Source organism: Tardiphaga sp. P9-11 (genome assembly GCF_008329525.1).
Taxonomy (GTDB): Bacteria; Pseudomonadota; Alphaproteobacteria; order Rhizobiales; family Xanthobacteraceae; genus Tardiphaga.
This window is the reverse complement of the sequence record NZ_NPKQ01000006.1, coordinates 55421-75955: the sequence shown is the minus strand read 5'-3', so window position 1 is coordinate 75955 and position 20535 is coordinate 55421. Positions and strand designations below refer to the sequence as shown.

22 protein-coding genes are annotated in these 20535 nt (G+C 60.7%); 16 read left to right on the top strand and 6 right to left on the bottom strand.

The features are described from left to right. Nucleotides 1-15: 15 nt before the first annotated feature. The 4 genes from CIW50_RS19885 to CIW50_RS19870 all read right to left on the bottom strand — a co-directional run bounded on the left by CIW50_RS19885 (nucleotide 16) and on the right by CIW50_RS19870 (nucleotide 2797). Nucleotides 16-273, bottom strand: a complete 258-nt coding sequence (locus CIW50_RS19885; protein ID WP_068734045.1) for a ribbon-helix-helix domain-containing protein — start codon at nucleotides 271-273, stop codon at nucleotides 16-18. After that, nucleotides 270-458 carry a DUF4169 family protein gene (locus tag CIW50_RS19880; protein WP_149532926.1) on the bottom strand — a complete coding sequence of 63 codons (189 nt, stop codon included), beginning with the start codon at nucleotides 456-458 and terminating at the stop codon, nucleotides 270-272. Before CIW50_RS19880 ends, CIW50_RS19885 begins: the two co-directional genes overlap by 4 nt. 296 nt (nucleotides 459-754) lie before the next feature. Continuing rightward, nucleotides 755-2173, bottom strand: coding sequence for a class II fumarate hydratase (gene fumC / locus CIW50_RS19875; RefSeq protein WP_149532925.1), 1419 nt, complete (start codon nucleotides 2171-2173; stop codon nucleotides 755-757). A gap of 108 nt (nucleotides 2174-2281) precedes the next feature. Beyond that, nucleotides 2282-2797: an SspB family protein gene (locus CIW50_RS19870; protein WP_149532924.1), complete on the bottom strand. Its 516-nt coding sequence runs from the start codon at nucleotides 2795-2797 to the stop codon at nucleotides 2282-2284. 247 nt (nucleotides 2798-3044) lie between these two features. Here CIW50_RS19870 and CIW50_RS19865 point away from each other — a divergent pair, with 247 nt between their 5' ends. From CIW50_RS19865 to CIW50_RS19810, 12 genes are all read left to right on the top strand, one after another. After that, nucleotides 3045-3647: a chromate transporter gene (locus tag CIW50_RS19865; RefSeq protein WP_149532923.1), complete on the top strand. Its 603-nt coding sequence runs from the start codon at nucleotides 3045-3047 to the stop codon at nucleotides 3645-3647. Next, the gene (locus tag CIW50_RS19860) at nucleotides 3644-4180 is read left to right on the top strand and encodes a chromate transporter (protein WP_149533105.1); all 537 of its coding nucleotides are present in this window, start codon (nucleotides 3644-3646) and stop codon (nucleotides 4178-4180) included. Before CIW50_RS19865 ends, CIW50_RS19860 begins: the two co-directional genes overlap by 4 nt. Nucleotides 4181-4272: 92 nt before the next feature. Beyond that, the gene (locus CIW50_RS19855; protein WP_149532922.1) at nucleotides 4273-4773 is read left to right on the top strand and encodes a tripartite tricarboxylate transporter TctB family protein; all 501 of its coding nucleotides are present in this window, start codon (nucleotides 4273-4275) and stop codon (nucleotides 4771-4773) included. A gap of 13 nt (nucleotides 4774-4786) precedes the next feature. After that, the gene (locus CIW50_RS19850; RefSeq protein ID WP_149532921.1) at nucleotides 4787-6352 is read left to right on the top strand and encodes a tripartite tricarboxylate transporter permease; all 1566 of its coding nucleotides are present in this window, start codon (nucleotides 4787-4789) and stop codon (nucleotides 6350-6352) included. Between the two features lie 127 nt (nucleotides 6353-6479). Continuing rightward, a complete protein-coding gene (locus CIW50_RS19845) occupies nucleotides 6480-7463 on the top strand; it encodes a tripartite tricarboxylate transporter substrate-binding protein (RefSeq protein WP_149532920.1) in 984 nt (327 codons plus the stop codon). Between the two features lie 168 nt (nucleotides 7464-7631). Beyond that, on the top strand, nucleotides 7632-8426 hold the full coding sequence (locus CIW50_RS19840) for a thymidylate synthase (RefSeq protein ID WP_149532919.1): 795 nt from the start codon (nucleotides 7632-7634) through the stop codon (nucleotides 8424-8426). Next, the gene (locus CIW50_RS19835) at nucleotides 8423-8914 is read left to right on the top strand and encodes a GNAT family N-acetyltransferase (RefSeq protein ID WP_149532918.1); all 492 of its coding nucleotides are present in this window, start codon (nucleotides 8423-8425) and stop codon (nucleotides 8912-8914) included. Before CIW50_RS19840 ends, CIW50_RS19835 begins: the two co-directional genes overlap by 4 nt. Beyond that, complete coding sequence (locus CIW50_RS19830) at nucleotides 8911-9426, top strand: dihydrofolate reductase (RefSeq protein WP_149532917.1); 516 nt, start codon at nucleotides 8911-8913, stop codon at nucleotides 9424-9426. The genes CIW50_RS19835 and CIW50_RS19830 overlap by 4 nt, the downstream gene beginning before the upstream one ends. A 153-nt stretch (nucleotides 9427-9579) precedes the next feature. Continuing rightward, nucleotides 9580-10734 (top strand): FtsH protease activity modulator HflK, encoded by a 1155-nt coding sequence (hflK, locus tag CIW50_RS19825; RefSeq protein WP_149532916.1) that lies wholly within the window; start codon nucleotides 9580-9582, stop codon nucleotides 10732-10734. After that, on the top strand, nucleotides 10731-11624 hold the full coding sequence (gene hflC / locus CIW50_RS19820; RefSeq protein ID WP_089268264.1) for a protease modulator HflC: 894 nt from the start codon (nucleotides 10731-10733) through the stop codon (nucleotides 11622-11624). The genes hflK and hflC overlap by 4 nt, the downstream gene beginning before the upstream one ends. A 169-nt stretch (nucleotides 11625-11793) precedes the next feature. Beyond that, nucleotides 11794-11994 (top strand): DUF2065 domain-containing protein, encoded by a 201-nt coding sequence (locus tag CIW50_RS19815; protein WP_149532915.1) that lies wholly within the window; start codon nucleotides 11794-11796, stop codon nucleotides 11992-11994. 189 nt (nucleotides 11995-12183) lie between these two features. After that, nucleotides 12184-13722 (top strand): Do family serine endopeptidase, encoded by a 1539-nt coding sequence (locus tag CIW50_RS19810; RefSeq protein WP_149532914.1) that lies wholly within the window; start codon nucleotides 12184-12186, stop codon nucleotides 13720-13722. A 796-nt stretch (nucleotides 13723-14518) separates the two neighbouring features. Here CIW50_RS19810 and CIW50_RS19805 read toward each other — a convergent pair. Next, nucleotides 14519-14845 (bottom strand): hypothetical protein, encoded by a 327-nt coding sequence (locus CIW50_RS19805; RefSeq protein ID WP_149532913.1) that lies wholly within the window; start codon nucleotides 14843-14845, stop codon nucleotides 14519-14521. Between the two features lie 68 nt (nucleotides 14846-14913). After that, nucleotides 14914-15807 (bottom strand): phosphoserine phosphatase SerB, encoded by an 894-nt coding sequence (gene serB / locus CIW50_RS19800; RefSeq protein WP_149532912.1) that lies wholly within the window; start codon nucleotides 15805-15807, stop codon nucleotides 14914-14916. A 3-nt stretch (nucleotides 15808-15810) separates the two neighbouring features. Here serB and miaA point away from each other — a divergent pair, with 3 nt between their 5' ends. The 4 genes from miaA (at nucleotide 15811) to CIW50_RS19780 (ending at nucleotide 20535) form a co-directional block, all read left to right on the top strand. Next, the gene (gene miaA / locus CIW50_RS19795; RefSeq protein ID WP_149532911.1) at nucleotides 15811-16761 is read left to right on the top strand and encodes a tRNA (adenosine(37)-N6)-dimethylallyltransferase MiaA; all 951 of its coding nucleotides are present in this window, start codon (nucleotides 15811-15813) and stop codon (nucleotides 16759-16761) included. A 535-nt stretch (nucleotides 16762-17296) separates the two neighbouring features. Continuing rightward, entirely contained in the window at nucleotides 17297-19075 is a 1779-nt protein-coding gene (locus tag CIW50_RS19790; protein ID WP_149532910.1) for an acetolactate synthase 3 large subunit, read from the top strand. 24 nt (nucleotides 19076-19099) lie between these two features. Continuing rightward, nucleotides 19100-19642 (top strand): acetolactate synthase small subunit, encoded by a 543-nt coding sequence (gene ilvN / locus CIW50_RS19785; RefSeq protein WP_116660748.1) that lies wholly within the window; start codon nucleotides 19100-19102, stop codon nucleotides 19640-19642. Between the two features lie 20 nt (nucleotides 19643-19662). Next, nucleotides 19663-20535 carry an EamA family transporter gene (locus tag CIW50_RS19780; RefSeq protein ID WP_149532909.1) on the top strand — a complete coding sequence of 291 codons (873 nt, stop codon included), beginning with the start codon at nucleotides 19663-19665 and terminating at the stop codon, nucleotides 20533-20535.

The following is a 20535-nucleotide window of genomic DNA, read 5'->3' as shown; positions in this document are numbered from 1 at the left end:
GAAGATCTGTTGTGTTTATGCCGACAGATTGTGCTCCGGCATCCGCTGTTGCGGAACGGCACGTGTACGGAAGTAATCGAGCACGAACAGCCGAATCGCGGATGATAGATTGCCCTGCTGACGGTTTGTGTCGATCTCACCAACCAGCTCTGAAAGCGTCATGTCGCGAAGGTTCGAAATCTCCTTCATGCCGTTCCAGAACGCCTCTTCGAGACTCACGCTGGTTTTGTGACCCGCAACAACGATCGATCTCTTAACTACGGGCGATTTCATGATGCGTCCTCGCCATCGATGTGGTGCTGATCCAGCATGGTGTTCGCACGGACTGTGCGTTGCTCCTGCAATGTTCGTTCGGATTTAGTCCGTCCGAAGCGCGCACGGTTTATATCAGCCTGTTTTGCTGATTCCTCTCGTGCAGTGCGCTTCTTGAAGCGATTGAGATTGATCAGGTCACCCATGATCGCTCCTGTCTTTTAAAAAAATGATGGGGCGGGAAACGTCGTCTTCACCATCCAGTAGTTGTACGAGACGAGGGTGAATTTAGTTTCGGTATCCATCCTAAAAATATTCTCCGTAGTTCCAAACAAGCTCCGCAGAAAAATGAAATCAATTACGAAGCGTAACCGGATCACCTTCTGCTGTATCACAAGGAAAAACGTGTCTGATATGAGACCATTCTAACCATTTAGCAGATATAAATTATAACTATTTCCTTCTGGAGTTATTCTCAACAAGCTGTGAGCAAAATTCTTACTCACCCAGGGTGTATCATTTTGACCGGCTGAACAAGAACATCGAACTCTGCAGCACTAACAAAACCGAGCCGCAGCGCTTCCTCTTTCAGAGTCGTTCCGTTTGCATGAGCAACCTTCGCGACCTTCGCCGCGTTATCATAGCCGATTTTCGGTGCGAGTGCAGTCACCAACATTAAGGATCGCTCCATCAACTCTTGAATTCGTTTTTCATCGGCGCGGATTCCATTGATGCAGTGCTCTGTGAAGGATCGCGCAGTGTCTGCAATCAATTGGATGGACTGCATCATACAATTGGCCATCACCGGCTTGTAAACATTGAGTTCGAAGTGACCCTGGCTGCCGGCCACCGTAATTGCCGTGTGGTTGCCGAATACCTGACAGCATACCATTGTCATTGCTTCACATTGTGTCGGATTCACCTTCCCAGGCATGATCGATGAGCCAGGCTCATTCTCCGGAAGTAGCAATTCGCCAAGTCCCGAACGCGGGCCGGAGCCGAGCAGCCGGATATCATTTGCAATCTTAAATAGACCCGTTGCAACCGAGTTGATCGCTCCGTGTGCAAACACATAGGCGTCGTTTGATGCGAGTGCTTCGAATTTGTTCGGTGCAGTGATGAAAGGGAGCTTGGTGATTGTTTCTGCGTGCTTCGCGAACAACTTCGCAAAACGAGGCTTGGAGTTGAGGCCGGTCCCGACTGCAGTTCCGCCCTGGGCGAGCGGGTAGAGATCCTTCACGACGCTTCGCAAGCGTTTGATGCCGCTTTCGATCTGTGCGGCATAGCCTGAAAACTCCTGCCCGAGCGTGAGCGGCGTCGCGTCTTGTGTATGCGTGCGTCCGATCTTCACGATCTTCGCGAAGGCTTTTTCCTTCTTGCGCAACGCAGCATGTAGCTCGCTTAGTGCGGGGATGAGGTACTCCACAATACCCTGCGTCGCCGCAATATGCATCGCAGTCGGAAACGAATCGTTGGACGATTGACTCATGTTGACATGGTCATTGGGATGCACAGGCTTCTTGGCGCCGCGTTCACCGCCAAGAAGTTCGTTCGCACGATTGGCAATGACCTCGTTGAGATTCATGTTGGTCTGCGTGCCGGAGCCCGTTTGCCAGACGACCAACGGGAAGTGATCATCCAGCTTCCCGTCGATGACTTCGCGCGCTGCGCTCACAATGGCTTTTGCAAGCTTGGGCTCGAGAAGTTTGAGTTCGCGATTGGTTTCGGCCGCTGCCAGTTTGACGATGCCGAGCGCGCGAATGATCGGTGTCGGCATACGATCGTGACCGATCTTGAAATTCTGTCGCGACCGTTCCGTTTGCGCGCCCCAATAACGATCCGCTGCGACCTCGATCGGACCGAAGCTGTCGGTTTCGGTCCGGGTGGCGGAGGAGGCGGAGGTCTTGGAGGATTTTGCCATGGGTACAGTCCTTGCGATGCCGCGGTCCCTGCGGGGAATTCTGGCAGAGGTGGCGCATAAGAATGGGGCCGCGCGAACGCGGCCCCGGCACCTTACAACGTCTTGCGATTATTTTTTCCGGAAGCGGTCTAAACGGACGACTTCTGCACCTTCGCCCGGTTTCGGCGGCTCCTCTTCCGGCGTGGCTACGGGTGGAGCTGGAGGAGCGGCCAGAGCGGACGCCGCAGTGGCTGCGGACGTCGCACCGGCAGCCGGGGTCTCGGCGGCGGCCTCGGTTTCGAACTGCAGGCCAAACTGCACAGAAGGGTCGTAGAAGCTCTTGATGGCGTTGAACGGCACGACGAGGCGCTCAGGGATGCCGTTAAAGGACAGGCCAACTTCGAAACGATCTTCGGTGACCACCAGATCCCAGAACTGATGCTGAAGGATCACAGTCATTTCCTCTGGATACTGGGCCAGCAGGCGCGGCGATAGTTTGACGCCATCCGCGGTCGAGACAAAGGTGATGAAGAAGTGGTGCTCGCCGGGTAGGCCATGCTCGGCAGCGTCGATCAGCACGCGGCGCAGCACGCCACGAAGGGCGTCGCGCGCCAGCACATCGTATCGAATATGATCGGTTGCCATCGGTCGGTTCCGTCGCTTGTCTTGGTCGTGGCCATCTATGGAGTGAAAAGCGAGGCCGGGAGCCGACTCGCGTCATCATCCATCCTATCCCGGCGGAGACCCGAGGTCAGCAGCCGGAAAGCTGGCGCTCTCTATATATGACGTAGATTGGACGCGATACAGCCGGGCTGCAATTTCAACTGCCGATTGGCGTGGAAACAGGCGAAAATCGGTTGGCCCAATTGCCGGATGGCCCTAGTTCTGGACCATGCATCCGAGTTCACCACAGGCCGATGCTCCCATCGCGGAACTCGCGTCGGCCTCGCCGCCGGGATTGCTGACGCTATTTCTCGCCTTTGCGAAGATGTCCCTGGCCGGTTTCGGTGGCGTCTTGGTCTGGGCCCGCCGGGCAATCGTCGAGAAGCATGGCTGGATGACGCCCGAGGAATTCAACGAGACTTTTGCGCTTTGCCATTTTTTGCCGGGGCCGAATATCGTCAATCTGTCGGTGGTGTTCGGGTCACGGTTTCGCGGTGTGCCTGGCGCCATTGCAGCCTTTGCGGGATTGCTGGGGCCGCCCGTGGTCATCGTGACCGTCCTGGCAATTTTATATGCACGCTTTGGGGATATCGAAGCGCTGCGGCGCACACTGGCCGGCGTATCTTGCGCTGCGGTCGGACTGCTGTTCGCTGTGATTTTCCGAATGATGCTGCCGCTTCTGAAGAAGCGTGACCCGGTCAGTTTGGCGCTGCTGGTCGCCGTTTTCGTCGCAGTTGGTGTGATGCGATGGCCGTTGCCGACCGTCCTTCTGGTATCGATACCCATCAGCGTCACCCTGACCATGTTGATGCGACGACGGGCCGCGGCATGAGCGATACTGGCTCCGGATCACTGTTTACGCTGGCCTGGTCGTTTGGGCTGATGTCACTCTTTGCTGTCGGTGGCGCCAATTCGGCGATTCCCGAGATTCATCGGCTCGCAGTCGAGGTAAACCATTGGATGTCCGACAAGCAGTTCGCCGACGTGTTTGCGATCTCGCAGCTGTCGCCGGGGCCGAATGTTCTCATTGTAACGCTGATCGGCTATCAGGTTGCCGGCATCATGGGCGCATTGGTCGCAACGCTGGCGATGTGCGGGCCGACAGCTGTGTTTGCTTATTATGTCAGCCAGTTGCTTTCGCGTTCGGGCAACGCACGATGGCCCGGAATCGTGCAGGCGGCACTCGTCCCCCTATCAATCGGTCTAATGAGCGCCAGCGGGCTGGTTCTGCTGTTCACCTCCAATACCAGTTGGACGGCGTTTCTGGTGACCGGGAGTGTCGCCGTTTTGGCGTTTGCCACGCGGCTTAACCCGCTATGGTTGTTAGTTGCCGGAGGTCTCATTGGTTTCGCTGGCGTTCTCTGACGAAAATCGCTAGCAAGCTTGACCACGGAGCCGTTGGGCGGTCTCCGAACGATGTTGTTTGGGCTACAAGCTCGTAACGAGGGAACGTACCAATGAGTGATGCGCCGAGCCATGCGCCGGAGAAATCTATCTTACCGAGCTGGGTCAAAGGCCCTCAGGACTTTATCGGCGGCCTTGCTTTGGTGGCGATTGCTGCATTTGCTCTGTGGGCATCCAGCGATCTGCAGGGTATGCATGGCTTCTCGTTCGGTGCAGGTACCGCGCCGCGGATGTTCGGCATTCTGCTGCTGGGTCTTGGTGCAGCTGTGACCGTAGTCGGTATTTTCACGGAAGGCGCGACGCTCTCCAAGTTCCACTGGCGTGGACCGCTCTTCGTCTCGCTTGCGATCCTGTGCTTTGCGCTTTCCATTCGCCCGATGGGGATGATTTTCTCCGCGATGGCGAGCTTCCTGATCGCGGCGCTCGGTTCGACCGAGACGCTCTGGAAGGAAACCTTCATCGTCGGCGCCTGCCTCACGGCAGGCTGCGCTTTGCTATTTCCGTACGCGCTTGGTCTGCCTCTGCAGATGTGGCCGACGTTTCTGATCCGCTGAAGGCGAGGGCGCTATGGGTGATCTGTTCTCCAATCTTGGTCTCGGCTTCGCGACCGTCTTCCAGTTTGTGCAGTGGGCACCGCCGTTGCTTGGCGGCATGTCGATTCCAATTCCCATCAACATTCTGCTCTGTCTGATCGGTGCGCTGGTTGGCACGCTGGTCGGCGTGTTGCCCGGTATCGGCACCATCGCCACGGTGGCCATGCTGCTGCCGATTACGTTCGGTCTGCCGCCTGTCGGCGCGCTGATCATGCTTGCCGGCATCTATTACGGCGCGCAGTATGGTGGTTCGACCACGTCGATCCTCGTCAATATTCCTGGTGAAGCCGGTTCGGTCGTCACCGCGCTCGATGGCTTCCAGATGGCCAAGCAGGGCCGCGCCGGTCCGGCACTCGCGATCGCGGCAATCGGCTCGTTCTTCGCTGGTTGTGTCTCGACGGTACTGATCGCTGTGCTCGGCGCACCGCTGACCAAGCTCGCGCTGGCTTTCGGACCTGCCGAATACTTCTCGCTGATGGTCCTGGGTCTGATCTTCGCGGTGGTGCTCGCCAAAGGCTCGGTACTGAAGGCGATCGCGATGATCGTGTTCGGTCTGCTGCTGTCGATGGTCGGTTCCGATATCGAGACCGGCGCCTCGCGCATGTCGTTCAACATCCCCGAACTTGCCGATGGTCTTGGCTTTGCCACGGTCGCCATGGGCCTGTTCGGCTTTGCCGAAATCATCCGCAATCTGGATGCTGGTGGCGAGGAAGATCGGCAACTGGTTCAGCAGAAGGTCACGGGCCTGATGCCGACCAAGAAGGATATGAAAGACTCCGCGCCGGCCATTCTGCGCGGCACCGTGCTCGGTTCCATCCTCGGCATTCTGCCGGGTGGCGGCGCGGTCATCGCGTCTTTCGCGGCCTATACGCTTGAGAAGAAGCTGTCGAAGCATCCGGAGCGGTTCGGCCGTGGTGCCATCGAAGGCGTTGCCGCACCGGAAAGCGCGAACAATGCTGCAGCGCAGACATCGTTCATTCCACTGTTGACGCTCGGCATTCCGCCCAATGCCGTGATGGCGCTGATGGTTGGTGCGATGACCATTCATGGCATCGTGCCCGGTCCGCAGGTGATGCAGAAGCAGCCCGAGCTGGTCTGGGGCATGATCGCCTCGATGTGGATCGGCAACCTGATGCTGCTGGTCATCAACCTGCCGATGGTCGGCATCTGGGTCCGACTGCTACGCGTGCCGTATCGGCTGATGTTCCCGTCGATTGTGGTGTTCTGCAGCATCGGCATCTATTCGGTGAACAACGCTCCGATGGACGTGGTGCTTGCCGGCGTATTCGGTTTGCTCGGCTACTGGCTGATCAAGCATGACTTCGAACCGGCGCCATTGCTGCTCGGCATGGTGCTCGGCCCGCTGATGGAAGAAAATCTGCGTCGTGCTCTGCTGATCTCGCGCGGCGATGCGACGGTGTTCTTCACCCGTCCGTTGTCGGCCACCCTGATGGCGATCTCGGCGTTCCTGCTGATCCTTGCGGTGCTTCCCGCACTGCGGAAGAAGCGCGACGAAGTCTTCGTTGAATCTGAGAGCTGACAAGCTTCACCACGCATCTGCGTCGTTACGCCACGGCCCGAAGTCGAATAGACTTCGGGCCTTTGCATGTATTCAGTCCCGCGACTGTCGGCATTTTCGCGGCAAAAACATTTTCGGAGGAAATCAAATGAAGTTGTTCAATCGCAGAGTTGCGATCAGCGGCCTGGCGGCAGTCGCCGGCTTCGGCGTGTTGGCAACCGCTGCTCAGGCGCAGGAGTACCCAACCCGCAACATCACCATGATCGTGCCGTTCGCGGCCGGTGGCCCCACCGACGTCATCGCGCGCATCGTCGCTGCCGATATGTCGAAGACGCTCGGCCAGCAGATCATCATCGAGAACGTTGTCGGTGCCGGTGGCACGACCGGCGCGACGCGTGCGGCGCGTGCGGCCAATGATGGCTACACGATCATCACCGGCCACATGGGCACCCATGCTGCGGCCGTGCCGCTATATCCGAAGCTCGCTTATCACCCCGAGAAGGATTTCGAGCCGGTCGCGCTGCTGGCCGGCACGCCAATTCTAATCCTGGCAAAGAAGGATTTCGCGCCGAAGGATCTCAAGGAATTCGTCACTTATGTGAAGGCGAACAGCGACAAGTTGAACATGGCCCATGCCGGCGTCGGCTCGGTGTCGTATTCGTCGTGCGAACTGCTCAGCTCGGTTCTGGATATCAAGCCGACCGGCGTGCCGTTCAACGGTACCGGTCCGGCGATGAATGCGCTGGTCGGCGGTCAGGTCGACTATATGTGCGACCAGATCGTCAACGCCGTTCCGCAGGTCAAGGGCGGCACGATCAAGGCCTATGCCGTCGCAACGCCGGAGCGTAACCCGTCGTTGCCGGATCTTCCGACCACTGCGGAAGCTGGCCTGCCGAAGTATCAGGCCTCGGCCTGGAACGCGATCTTTGCGCCCAAGGGCACGCCCGCGGCGATCACCGCCAAGCTGAACGCCGCCGCCGCCAAGGCGCTGGACGACGAGAACGTCAGGAAGCGTCTCGCTGATCTGGGCTCGGACATTCCGAAGCCGGAAGCGCGCACCCAGACGGCGCTCGGCACCCTGGTGAAGAGCGAAGTCGAGAAGTGGTCGGCTGTGCTGAAGCCCGCCAACTGATCGGGAACCGGTTCACCGGTTGGTTTCAGGGCCGGATCCCTAGGGGGATCCGGCCCTTGTCGTTTGCGGGGCAGGAACACACTTTTCCGGGTATAATCCGGGAATCGGCGTGTCCGACCACCGGCGAAGGCGATAAGTTCGTCCGCTCACAAGCCCGCAAGATCGACCATGAACCAGTATCACGACCTGCTAGAGCGAATCCTGAGCGACGGCGCCGAGAAGCACGATCGCACCGGCACAGGTACGCTGTCCGTGTTTGGGCATCAGATGCGTTTCAAGCTCAGCGATGGCTTCCCCGTCCTGACCACCAAGAAGCTGTCGCTCAAAGCGATCATCCACGAGCTGCTGTGGTTTTTGGCGGGCGACACCAACATCAAATACCTCAAGGACAATGGCGTCTCGATCTGGGACGAGTGGGCGGATGCCAATGGCGATCTCGGTCCGGTCTACGGTTCGCAGTGGCGTTCATGGCCCACGGCCGACGGGCGCACGATCGATCAGATCGCCAATGTCATTGACATGATCAAGCGCAATCCGGACTCGCGCCGGCTGATCGTTACGGCATGGAATCCCGCCGAGATCGACAAGATGGCGCTGCCGCCGTGCCACTGCCTGTTTCAGTTCTACGTCGCCAACGGCAAGCTCTCCTGCCAGCTTTATCAGCGCTCCGCCGACGTGTTTCTGGGCGTGCCCTTCAACATCGCGTCCTACGCGCTGCTGACGATGATGATCGCGCAGGTCACGGGCCTGAAGGCTGGCGACTTTGTCCATACGCTTGGCGATGCGCACCTCTATTCCAACCATCTGGACCAGGCGCGGCTGCAATTGACGCGGCCGACGCGTGTGCTGCCGGTGATGAAGATCAATCCGGACGTGAAGGACATCTTCGCGTTTCGCTTTGAGGATTTCACCCTCGAAGGCTACGATCCGCATCCTCATATCAAGGCCGAGGTCGCGGTGTGAGCCTTCTCATTCGCGCGGCAAGGGACGATGAATCCGCGCTTGTTTTCAGTTTCGTGCGTGAATTGGCGGAATATCAGAAGCTCTCGCACCAGGTCGATGCCACAGAGGCTGTAATCGCCGCGGCGCTGTTCGGTCCGCAGCCGCAGGTCTATTGCGACATCGCGGAATGGGATGGCGAGCCCGTCGGATTTACACTCTGGTTCCTCAATTTTTCGTCGTTCCGGGGACGTCACGGCATCTACCTTGAAGATCTGTTCGTGCGCCCCGGGCACCGCGGCCATGGCATTGGCAAAGCCCTGATGGTCAAGCTGGCGCAGCGCTGTGTCGACAAGGGCTGGACGCAGTTCGAGTGGTCGGTGTTGAACTGGAATGCGGCATCGATCGCGTTCTACAAATCGATAGGCGCGAAGATGATGGACGAGTGGACGGCCTGCAAAGTGAGCGGCGACGCGCTTCGTGAACTGGCGTCGCGTGGCACCACGTCATGAACATCGTCCTCATCTATGCCATCGCCGAGAACGGCGTGATCGGGCAGGGCAATGCCATTCCATGGCGGCTGAAGTCGGACATGCAGCGCTTGAAGGCGCTGACGATGGGTAAGCCGATCGTGATGGGGCGCAAGACATACGAGTCGTTTCCGAAGCGACCGCTGCCGGGACGCACCAATATCATCATCACACGCAATGCGGGCTATCAGGCCGCAGGAGCCGTAGTCACCACGTCGCTTACCGATGCACGCGCGGTGGCAACTGGCGATGCGCTGCGGCGTTTGGTCACTGAGATTGCCGTGATCGGCGGCGCCGAGATCTATGCCCAATGGATGGGGATCGCCGACCGTCTCGAAGTCACCGAAGTTCACGCGAAGCCCATCGGTGATACCTTTATGCCGCCGGTAGATCTCGCTGTGTGGGAAGAAGTGGCGCGCGTCAGGAACGCGGCGGCGGGCGAGGACAGCGTCGATTTCTCCTATGTGACATATTGCCGGAGAGAGCCTCGTTAACTGCGTTTTCCGCCCGTTAACATTGACTTTTGCGGCCTCGGGCATAGCTCCAGCAGTCAAGAACCCCGCGTTGTAAGAGCTGGGGTCGTCCCCTATAAAGCCATGCAGACGTGGCGAGACCGGTATGTCCGGCCGCGCAGAGGAGAGTGTTGTATGCCGTGGAAGAATCAAGGCGGAGGCCCATGGGGCTCTGGTCCAAAGGGACCTTGGGGTTCTGGTCCGCAATCGTCCGGACCGAGGCCGCCTGATCTTGAGGATCTGCTGCGCAAGGGGCAGGACCGTCTGCAGTCGATGCTGCCGGGCGGTTTCGTCAGCGGCATGGGCATCGCACTCGTGCTCGTCGTGGCGCTGGTGATCTGGGGGCTGTCTGGTTTCTTCCGCGTGCAGTCGGAAGAGCTCGGTGTCGTTCTCCGTTTTGGCAAGCATGTCCGCACTGTGCAGCCCGGCCTGAATTATCATCTGCCTTATCCGATCGAGACCGTGCTCTTGCCGAAGGCGCTGCGCGTATCGACCCTGTCGGTCGGCATGTCGATCCTGGAAGACACCGGTCGCCGTGGCCGCACCATCCGGGATGTGCCGGAAGAGAGCCTGATGCTGACCGGCGACGAGAATATCGTCGATGTCGACTTCACCGTGCTGTGGCGTATCAAGCCCGACGGTGTAGGCAACTTCCTGTTCAACATCCAGAACCCCGAAGGCACCGTGAAAGCGGTCGCCGAAAGCGTGATGCGTGAAGTTGTTGGCCGCGCCAACATTCAGCCGATCCTCACCGGCGCACGCACCACCACCGAAACCCAGGTGCAGGAACTGATGCAGAAGACGCTCGACGGCTATAGCGCGGGCGTCCTGATCCAGCAGGTCCAGCTGCAGAAGGTCGATCCGCCGGCACAGGTGATCGATGCGTTCCGTGACGTGCAGGCGGCTCAGGCCGACGCCCAGCGCCTGCAGAACGAAGCCCAGACCTATACCAACCGCGTCGTTCCCGATGCGCGCGGTCGTGCTGCGCAGATCCTGCAGGTCGCCGAAGGCTATCGCGAACAGGCGATCGCCGAAGCCAAGGGCCAGAGCGCGCGCTTCCTGAAGGTCTATGACGAGTACAAGAAGGCGCCGGACGTGACCCGTCAGCGTATCTATCTCGAAACCATGGAGCGGATCCTCGGCGGTGCCGAGAAGCTGGTCTATGACGGCGGCCAGGGTGCCGGCGCTTCGCAAGGCGTTGTGCCTTATCTTCCCTTGAATGAACTGACGCCACGGCGTCAGCCTCCGGCGCCATCTGGTCAGCCTCAGCAGAGCGGGAGCACCCGATGAAAACCGGCATCTCAGGTATCGTTGCACTGATTGTAGTGCTGGTGCTGGTCATCGTGGGCTTCGGCTCGATCTATACGGTGCGCCAGACTGAACAGGCCCTCGTGGTGCGACTCGGCGAGCCCGTCCGCGTGGTCACCGAGCCAGGTCTGAACTTCAAGATCCCGTTCATCGACAGCGTGATCTCGATCGACAAGCGTATCCTCGATCTGGAAAACCCGGCGCAGGAAATCATCGCCAATGACCAGCGTCGTCTGGTGGTCGATGCCTTCGCCCGCTACAAGATCAAGAACGCGTTGCGCTTCTACCAGAGCATCGGCTCGATCCAGGCGGCCAACATCCAGCTCACCACGCTGCTCAACGCCGCGATGCGTCGTGTGCTCGGCGAGGTCACCTTCATCCAGATCGTGCGCGACGAGCGCGAGAACCTGATGAACAAGATCCGCGAGCAGCTCGACAAGGAAGCCGACGGCTACGGCATCTCCGTCGTCGACGTTCGTATCCGCCGCGCCGATCTGCCGGAGGCCAACAGCCAGGCGGTGTATCAGCGGATGCAGACCGAGCGTCAGCGGGAAGCTGCCGAGTTCCGCGCTGGCGGTGGCCAGAAGGCGCAGGAGATTCGCTCCAAGGCCGATCGTGAAGCAACGGTCATCATCGCCGATGCGAACTCGACGGCTGAACAGACCCGTGGTGCCGGCGACGGCGAGCGCAACCGCCTGTTCGCCGAATCTTACGGTCAGGATCCGGAGTTCTTCGCGTTCTATCGCTCGATGACCGCCTACGAGAACGGATTGAAGAGCAACGACACCCGCTTCCTGCTGCGGCCGGATTCGGAGTTCTTCCGCTTCTTCGCCAATCCGTCGGGCAAGCCCCCCGCGGCAAAGCCCCAGTAACGACGTCGTCAATTAAGCTTACACAGATACCCGTTTTGCGTTCGCTGCCACTCTGATCTAAGGATGAGGCGTACCGTCACACGGTGCGCCTCATTTGTTTTCAGAAAAGCGCCAAGAAAACTGCCAAGAAACTGCGGCCAGGGTGCGAAGGTTCGGGAGTGGAAGTCGGATGAGGTCCATAGCGTTTGCCGACTTCCTCATCGGCATCGGCGTCTTGCTCGTATTTGAAGGCATCCTGTTCCTGGCATTTCCTGGATGGATGCGCCGCGCCATGAAGAGCGCGTTGCAGAGCCCTGACAATATCCTGCGTATCGCCGGCCTGGTCTCGGCGGTCGGTGGTCTGATCCTGATCTGGGCGATCCGACGCTAGCGGCGGTCCCCGATCATTCAAAAAAGCTGTTGCCGATCAACGAGATCGTGCACCTTTGTGTCTGCATTCCGCCGCAATCCGCGTTCCAGATGGGGCACCCGGATGGCCCGCGCGAAGACTTGCGCGATGTCGCCGTTCGGGCGCACTCTCAATGAAATTTGCCGACTCTCTTTTGGAGACGTTTCCGACATGTCCATCGCTCACCCCACTCTGAGCCCTGTCTCGCGCCGTGCGTCGTATGGCGGCCTGCGTCCGCTCCTGACGGCTCTTTGTTTTTGCGCTGCGGTTGCCGCATTCTCCGCGCCGGCCTCGGCCCGCGGCCCGGATGGGATTGCTGATGTCGCCGAGAAAGTGATCGATTCGGTGGTCAATATCTCGACCACCTCCACCGTCGAGGCGAAGAACAGCGACAAGGGCGAGGGCGGTGGCCGCGGGGCGATGCCGCAATTGCCGCCAGGGTCGCCGTTCGAGGAGTTCTTCGACGACTTCTTCAAGAACCGCGGTGGTCGCCCCGGTGGCGAGAAGAATGGCGGCATGCAGCCGCGCAAGACCAATTCGCTCGGCTCCGGTTTCATTATCGACGCATCCGGCATTGTCGTCACCAACAACCACGTCATCGATGGCGCCGACGAGATCACCGTCATCATGAATGATGGCACCAAGATCAAGGCGGAGCTGGTCGGCGTCGACAAGAAGACCGATCTGGCCGTGCTGAAGTTCACCCCGGTGAAGCCGGTTGTTGCCGTGAAATTCGGCGATAGCGAGAAGCTGCGCCTCGGCGAATGGGTGATCGCCATCGGCAATCCGTTCTCGCTCGGCGGCAGCGTTACTGCGGGCATCGTCTCAGCGCGTAACCGCGAGATCAGCAATAACAGTCCCTATGACAGCTACATCCAGACCGACGCCTCGATCAATCGCGGCAATTCGGGCGGTCCGCTGTTCAACCTCGAAGGCGAAGTGGTCGGCGTAAACACGCTGATCATCTCGCCCACCGGCGGCTCCATCGGCCTCGGCTTCGCCGTGCCGTCGAAGACCGTGGTCGGCGTCATCGAGCAGTTGCGCGAATACAAGGAAGTCCGCCGCGGCTGGCTCGGCGTACGCATCCAGCCGGTCACCGACGAGATCGCCGAGAGCCTGAACATCAAGCCGGCGCGTGGTGCGCTGATCGCCGGCGTCGACGACAAGGGCCCGGCCAAGCCTGCCGGCCTCGAGCCCGGCGATGTGGTCATCAAATTCGATGGCCGTGACGTCAAGGAGCCGAAGGACCTGTCGCGCATCGTCGCCGGCACCACAGTCGGCAAGGCGGTCAATGTGCTGATCATCCGCAAGGGCAAGGAAGAGACCAAACAGGTCACCCTCGGCCGCCTGGAAGACGACAAGCCGGTGCAGGCGTCGATCAAGTCCACGCCGGAAGCCGAGAAGCCGGCGACCCAGAAGGCGCTGGGTCTCGATCTCACCGGCCTCAGCAAGGATCTGCGCACCAAGTACAAGATCAAGGACAGCGTGAAGGGCGTGATCGTGACTGGTGTGGACGCCGGCTCCGACGCGGCCGAGAAGCGCCTGGCCGCCGGCGATGTCATCGTCGAGGTCGCGCAGGAGGCAGTGACCAATGCCGCCGACGTCAAGAAGCGCGTCGATGCCTTGAAGAAGGACGGCAAGAAATCGGTCTTGCTGCTGGTATCAAATGCCGAAGGTGAGCTGCGCTTCGTGGCGCTGAGCGTGCAGTAGGGCGGTTCTTCTCCCTCCCTCCCTCAAGCAGCGCAGCTGCGCAGTGCTTGAGGGAGGGATCCCTCTGACGCCTGCGCGTCGTTGCTGATGTGAATTTCAAACAGCCACTGCTCTTCAGACATGCGACATCACCCCCATTATTTACGGCGGGGGGGGCGCCGTCATCTCTTGCATTCCCGCCCTCCTGTGAGAGGGCGTGCGGAACGCCGGGTGCCCGTTGCACCCTTGGGCCTGATGCCGATGCGGTCTTCCGCAAGGTTATGCATCAGGACTTTCGGAGGCGCCGAGCAAGTGCCCAGCGTTCCGCACGCGGTGTTTTTTCGGCTTGCCTGCACATCTGCCTTGGTGAACGATCCTAATCACCATTTTTCTGTGCCCAGGGAACGAAGGGCAAGGGTAGCCTCAAGCGCTTGGGCCGAACGCGTTTTGAGTTGGTCGTCCGTCACTTGATCTGCAGGTTACTTCCGTCTCAAGACAAACCGTGCCGCCTGTCCCAGTGGTATCCTGACCACAGACGATCCGGCCTGCCCGAAGACAGCCGTCCCCCACATCTCCCGTGACGCCGCATCTCCGGCGTCCACCGCATCCCACCCCGCGAACGTGACGATCGCGATCGCCCCTCTCGGTGGGGCAGGACGGGAGGAATATAATCAAAATAGGTGTATTGTCAATAAAGATAGGAAAATATGTTCGTTGTCGCCCGCATGAGCGCAGTGATTAGCGGATTTCTCACCGCGTGCCACAGCCCCGCATGTGGCTGCGCTCATCGAACTACCAACCGATGCCCGCGCCTGCCTCAGACCGGTTCCTTTTCGGGATAGCGCTGTTCGATCAACCAGTCGGCGGTCAGCAGCACAGCGAGTGTCGCGAACAGCAGTAGAACCAGCGTGCGAAGCGATATCGCCTGCTGCCTGTAAGCTTGCTGGAGAACGAGAATCATTGTCAGCCATGCGCCAGCATGGAAGCTTCGCCAAGCGGTATGGAGAAGCTGGCGCGCGGAAAGCGGCCCGCCGGCCTGGAAAGTCCGCACGAATTCCATCAGTGGTACGAGAAGCCAAAGCAGGGCGAAGAGCGGAACGAGATCCGACAAATCCAACGGCGGCATGATGACCGGTGCTATCATAATTGAAGACCGGTCGTTTGACGCTACGACTGCCGCAGCGGTTCAACTGCGTGTAGACTTGGCTGTGCCTACGCGCTCACAAACTCTGAGCGCTTGTAGCCTTGCGCATAGAGCAACGCCGTGAGATCGCCGTGATCGATCCGCGCATGCGCCGCGGCAGCCACCGTCGGCTTGGCGTGATAGGCGACGCCGAGGCCTGCGTCCTGGATCATGGCGAGATCGTTGGCGCCATCGCCGACGGCCATGGTGTCGAGATTGTCGAGATCGAAGGACTCGCGCAGCTCGACCAGTGTCGCGAGTTTCGCAGCCTTGCCGAGGATCGGCTCTGCCACCGTGCCGGTCAGCTTGCCATCAGCGACATGCAATTCGTTGGCGCGATTTTCCTGGAAGCCAATGAGCTCCGCGACCCTGGCTGTGAACAGCGTGAAGCCGCCGGAGACGAGGCAGGTATAGGCACCATTGGCGCGCATGGTCTGCACCAGCTCGCGGCCGCCCGGCGTCAGTGTGATGCGTGAGGCCAGCACCTCATCGACAACGCCGACCTTCAGATCCTTCAGGAGCGCGACGCGTTCGCGCAGTGCCGGCTCGAATTCGATCTCGCCGCGCATGGCCCGTTCGGTGATGGTGGCGACATGGGCCTTGAGGCCGGCGAAGTCGGCGAGCTCGTCGATGCATTCCTGGCCGATCATGGTGGAATCCATGTCGGCGAGAAAAAGCTTCTTGCGCCGGTCGAGGCGAGGCTGCACGACAACATCGATCGGCATATCACCGCGGGCGGCGCGCAGGCGATCGGCGAGTGCGAGCATGTTGTGGTCGCTGGTGAACAGGATGTCGGCAGCGACTCCGTCAGAGAGCCAGTGCGCCTCGGTGTCGCCCGGCAAGATTGCGCGCATGCCGTCGATCACCGTGCTATCGAGAGCGGGATCGGCGGGGTTGCAGATCAGGGTCGCAACGAGAGACATGGTGTGAGTTCCAGGCCAGACAACAGAGCGCTGCTTATCGCAGGGCCGACCGCCAGCGGCAAGTCGGCGCTGGCGCTGGCCGTGGCGCGCGCGCAGGACGGCGTGGTGATCAATACCGACAGTATGCAGGTCTATCGCGACCTGCGCGTGCTGACGGCGCGGCCGTCCGTGGAGGAAGAGGCGCAGGCACCGCACCGGCTCTATGGGACCGTCGATGCCGCGGTGAATTTCTCGGCCGGGGCATGGGTCGCAGAGGCCGCGACCGTGCTCGCCGAGGTGCGGGCGCAGGGCAAGCTGCCGATCTTCATCGGCGGCTCCGGATTGTATTTCAAGGCGTTGACACGCGGGCTCTCGGCAGTGCCGCCGATCGCAGCCGAAGTGCGCGACGATGTCCGCGCGCGGCTGGAAAGGGCTGGACCGGAGGCGCTGCATGCGCAGCTCGCTTTGGTCGATCCGGTCTCCGCTGCACGGCTCAATCTGCGCGACCGCACGCGTATCGCCCGCGCGCTGGAAGTGGTGGAGGCGACAGGTCGTTCGCTCACCGACTGGCACGGCGAGGGCCTGCCGCCGCTGTTGCCGCCGGAGGGCATAACCGCGTTGTTTCTGGCGCCGGAGCGTGAGGAGCTTTATGCGCGGATCGATGCGCGGTTCGAGAAAATGCTGGATGAGGGAGCGTTGGACGAAGTCGCAGCGCTCGCCGCGCGAAATCTCGATCCGCTGCTGCCGGCAATGAAGGCCCATGGCGTGCCGGCGCTGATCCGGCATATCCGCGGCGAGATCTCGCGCGAGGAGGCCGCGGAGATCGGGCAGGCGGATACGCGACACTATGCGAAGCGGCAGTTCACCTGGTTTCGGCATCAACTGCCGGAGTTCGCGTGGATGACGGCGGAGGAGGCGAGGGTGAGGGTGCAAGGTCCGCTCGCAATTAACATCCCGTCATTCCGGGGCGCATGAACGCGGCGAAGCCGCTGGAATGCGAACCTCAGCCACTCCACTTGGAGTGGCGGGGAATCCCGAAGTGTTCAGCCATGTCGAGATTCCGGGTTCGCGTCCGGCAAGAGCCGGCCGCGCCCCGGAATGACGGGCTAGAATTCTGGCGTTCTCCGGAATTGACGGCGGAGGGTTTGCCAGCTTCGCCAAGCGGGCGCATATCAGCCCGCCGGTTTTTTCCGCTCGCCGAATGCGAAAGACCCGGCTAGGCTCTGAAATCAGCGCGATCACGGCAACTTCCCTTGACATCCCGGGTTTGCCGGCTATGTTCCGCGCAAGTTATGAAAAGTCGGACCAATCTCGTGCGCAATAAAATTACTAACCTCCTTATTACCGTAGTACCCTGGCGCACCGCCGGGGGTAGCTGACGGCTACCCACGAACCGAGCGGTGTGCACAGGGTCCTGAACGGGCCCTTTTTTATTGCCTGAACGTCAAGTCTTCCGAACCCAGCGACCATCCAGACCAAGCCGCGCCGCAGAGCGCATCCGGAGCGAACCATGAGCGACAGCAAGCCTCACGATCCCAATCAGATGACCGGCGCAGCGATGATCGTGCGCGCGCTTGCTGATCATGGCGTCAAGCACATCTTCGGTTATCCCGGCGGTGCGGTGCTGCCGATTTATGACGAGATCTACCAGCAGAGCGAAGTAGAGCATATTCTGGTCCGCCATGAGCAGGGCGCCGGCCATGCCGCCGAAGGCTATGCACGCTCGACCGGCCTGCCGGGCGTCGTGCTGGTGACCTCGGGTCCGGGCGCCACCAATATGGTGACGCCGCTGGCCGACGCGTTGATGGATTCGATCCCGCTGGTCTGCATCACCGGGCAGGTCCCGACGCACCTGATCGGCAATGACGCGTTCCAGGAATGCGACACCGTCGGCATCACGCGGCCCTGCACCAAGCACAACTGGCTGGTCCGCGACGTCAATGATCTCGCCAAGGTGCTGCATGAAGCCTTTTACGTTGCGACCACCGGCCGTCCGGGTCCGGTCGTCGTCGACGTGCCGAAGGATGTTCAGTTCGCCACCGGCACCTATCATCCGCCGCGCAAGTCAGATGTTCACATCTCCTATTCGCCGCGCGTGAAGGGCGATGCCAACGCGATCCGCAAGGCGGTGTCGATGCTGGCGGGTGCGAAGAAGCCGATCATCTATTCAGGCGGCGGCGTCATCAATTCGGGCCTCGCGGCGTCGAAGCTGCTGCGCGAGCTGGTCGAGGTCACCGGCTTTCCGATCACCTCGACGCTGATGGGCCTCGGCGCCTATCCGGCATCGGGTCCGAACTGGCTGGGCATGCTGGGTATGCACGGGACTTACGAGGCCAACATGGCGATGCATGATTGCGACGTCATGCTGTGCGTCGGCGCGCGCTTCGACGACCGTATCACCGGACGTACGGACGCGTTCTCGCCGAATTCGAAGAAGATCCACATCGACATCGATCCGTCGTCGATCAACAAGAACATCCGTGTCGATATCCCGATCATCGGCGATTGCGGCAATGTGCTGGGCGACATCCTGCAGGTGTTCAAATCCGAGGCGAAGAAGCCGGACACCAAGGACTGGTGGAAGACCATCGCCACCTGGCGCGCGCGCAATTCGCTGGCCTACAAGACGAACAATGATGTGATCCTGCCGCAATTCGCGATTCAGCGGCTGTTCGAGGCGACGCGCGGCCACGACACCTACATCACGACCGAAGTCGGCCAGCACCAGATGTGGGCGGCGCAGTTCTTCGGCTTCGAGGAGCCGCATCGCTGGATGACGTCGGGTGGTCTGGGCACCATGGGCTACGGCCTGCCGGCGGCTTTGGGCGTGCAGGTCGCGCATCCGGATTCGCTGGTCATCGATATCGGCGGCGACGCCTCGGTGCAGATGACGATGCAGGAAATGTCGGCGGCGGTTCAGCACGAGCTGCCGATCAAGATCTTCATCCTGAACAACCAGTATATGGGCATGGTGCGCCAGTGGCAGCAGCTGCTGCATGGCAACCGGCTGTCGCACTCCTATTCCGAAGCGCTGCCGGACTTCGTCAAGCTGGCGGAAGCCTATGGCGGCGTCGGTTTCCAGTGCAGCAAGCCCGGGGATCTCGACGGCGCGTTGCAGGAGATGATCAAGGTGAAGAAGCCGGTGCTGTTCGACTGCCGCGTCGCGGCGCTGGAAAACTGCTTCCCGATGATTCCGTCCGGCAAGGCGCATAACGAAATGCTGCTGCCGCTGGAAGCGAATGATGAAGCCACCGCGGCGGCCTTCGCCGGCGGCAAGGCGCTGGTCTGATTGAGCTCTGGAAAGACAACGACAATGGAACAGCCTGCCTCCGCCTATTTCATGGAAGAGCGTCACGATCCCAACGAGACGCATACGCTGACGGTGCTCGTCGCCAACGAGCCGGGCGTCCTCGCGCGCGTGATCGGGCTTTTTTCGGGCCGCGGTTACAACATCGAAAGTCTCACGGTGTCGGAGACCGAGAGCCACAAGCACGTCTCGCGCATCACCATCGTCACCACCGGAACGCCGATGGTGATCACGCAGATCAAGCATCAGCTCGATCGCATGATTCCGGTGCATCGCGTTGTCGACATGACGCTGACCGGCCGCTCCATCGAGCGCGAACTGGCGATGGTCAAGCTGCGTGGCACCGGCGAGCATCGTGTCGAGGCGTTACGTCTGGCCGAAGCGTTTCGCGCGCGCGTGATCGATGCCACCATCGAGAGCTTCGTGTTCGAGATCACCGGCAATACCGGCAAGATCAACCAGTTCATCGACCTGATGCGACCGCTCGGTCTCGTCGAGGTCTCGCGCACTGGTGTGGCTGCGATCAGCCGCGGCCCGGAGGGGATGTAGCCTCCGCGCGCATCGCAGTCATGAAACCCTTCGACATTGCACTGGCCGTTGCGGTGGCCGTGATCTGGGGCGTCGGCTTCGTGCTGACCCGGATGGCGGTCGACGAGATGTCGTCGACGCTGCTCACCACGCTGCGCTTCGGCATTACGGCGCTGCCGTGCCTGTTCCTGCCGAAGCCGAAACTGTCATGGCTCTTGATCGTCGCCACCAGTTGGCTGCTGGTGGCGCAGTTTCTGGCCCAGACCTATGGCATGGCACATGGCGTGCCGGCGGGGCTGACGGCGGTGATCGTGCAGAGCCAGGCGCTGTTTACGGTGGGCTTCGCCGCGCTGTTCTTGCGGGAGATGCCGACGCCGCAGCAGGTTGCGGGGATCGCGATCGCGATGGGCGGACTGCTGTTGATCTGCTTCACCGTCGGTTATGACTTCAGCGTGTTCGCCTTCGCGGTGCTGATGACTGCGCCGGTGAGTTTTGCCTTTTCCAATCTGCTGCTGCGGCGTGCGCAGGGTGTCTCGATGCTCGATCTGTTCGCCTGGATCAGTCTCGTCGCGCTGCTGCCACTGCTGGTCGTCCTGTTCAGTGTCGATGGCGCCAGCGCGACCTGGCAGTCGCTCACGCATGCATCGTTGAAGGCCTTCGCCTGTGTGCTGTTCCTCGCAGTGATCGGAACCACGCTGGGCTACTGGATCTGGGGCCGGCTGCTGCGCGACTATTCCGCGGCGCAGGTGGTACCGTTTGCGCTGCTGGTGCCGTTCATCGGCGCGGCGGCGTCGAGCATCACCTTCGGCGAACAGTTCGGCCCGTTGCGGCTCGCGGGCATGATCGTCGTTGTTTGCGGGATTGGTGTGATGCTGCTCTCGAAGCGGCCACCGCAACTCGTCGAAGTGGCTTGA